Origin of the sequence: Aeromonas sp. ZOR0002 (genome assembly GCF_963866995.1) — a bacterium.
GTDB classification, from domain to species: Bacteria; Pseudomonadota; Gammaproteobacteria; order Enterobacterales; family Aeromonadaceae; genus Aeromonas; species Aeromonas caviae.
The window spans coordinates 3,210-4,589 of record NZ_CAWMFQ010000170.1; the positions used below are offsets into that span (position 1 = coordinate 3,210).

A 1,380-nucleotide genomic window follows, 5' to 3' on the forward strand; every position below is an offset into this window, starting at 1 on the left:
TCCAGGCCCTTGGCAACAAGGCCGGTGCCGAGCCCCTCAACGCCCTGCAACAGGCCCAGGTGTCCGGCCGTTTCCAGCTCACCTATTTTGGTGAGGGCAGCGGCAAGATGAACGACTCCGACCCCTCCATCAACCGCGACGGTTACGATCCCCGCTCCCGTGGCTGGTATCAGGAAGCCATGGCCAAGGGCGGTATGATCGTCACCAAACCCTACCTCGACGTGGCCTACAACATCCTGGTGGTGACCCTGGCCCAGCCTGCCCAGGGCGGCGTGGTGGGGGGGGATCTCTCCATCGCCTCCCTGGTGGATGACATCACCAAGATGAAGCTGCCGGCGGACGGCTTCGCCATCCTGATGCACAAGGACGGCACCGTCATCGCCTACAAGGATGCGGCCAAGGCGATGAAGCCGGCCAGCGAGATCGACAACGATTTGACCAATGCCCTGATCGATCAGAGCAAGGCGAGCAACAGTCTGGTGCCTGCTTTCTTCGACAACGAGGGGCGTGACAAGCTGCTGTGGGCGACGGACATTCCGGACACCGACTGGGAGCTGGTGCTGGTACTGGACAAGAGCACCCTGGAGGCGCCGCTCTCCTCCCTGCTGATGACCCAGCTCGGCCTGGCCCTGCTGGTGCTGGTGGGCAGCATTCTCGCCATCTCCTGGCTGGTCAGCCTGCTGCTCGGTCCCCTCACCAAGGTGTCCCAGGCCCTGGCCCGCATCGCCGACGGTAACGGCGATCTGACCCAGCGCATCAAGATCGACGCCAATGACGAAGTGGGCCAGCTCGCCGGCAGCTTCAACCGCTTCGTGGGCAGCCAGCATCAGCTCATCGCCAACATCCGTCAGCTTGCCAACGAGCTGAACGCCGATGCCGAACGCAGTCTGGTGACCAACCAGGCCGCGGTGGAAGAGCTGCAACGCCAGCAACAGGAGGTGACCATGGTCGCCACCGCCGTTACCGAGATGGCGAGTGCCACCATGGAGATCGCGGGCAACGCCGAGAACACCGCTGCCGCCGCCCAGCAATCCGCCCAGAGCAGTGAACAGGGCAAGATCCTGGTGAACCAGACTCGCCAATCCATCAACAACCTGGCCGAGGAAGTGGGGCAGGCGACCGGCGTCATCGGTGAACTGAGCCGTCACGCTCAGGCCATCTCCGGCATCCTCTCCACCATCCAGGGTATCGCCGAGCAGACCAACCTGCTGGCGCTGAACGCGGCCATCGAAGCGGCCCGTGCCGGCGAACAGGGTCGCGGTTTCGCCGTGGTGGCGGACGAGGTGCGGGTGTTGTCGCGCCGTACCCAGGATTCCACTCAGGAGATCCAGTCCACCATCGAAACCCTGCAACAGACCACGGCCCGCGCGGTGAACTGTG

General features: G+C 64.2%; 1 protein-coding gene. It reads left to right on the forward strand.

Annotation, left to right across the window (positions count from 1 at the left end; all coding sequences use genetic code 11):
• A partial coding sequence (locus AACR77_RS09935) for a methyl-accepting chemotaxis protein (RefSeq protein ID WP_042881164.1) occupies positions 1–1,380 on the forward strand: 1,380 nt, incomplete at both ends.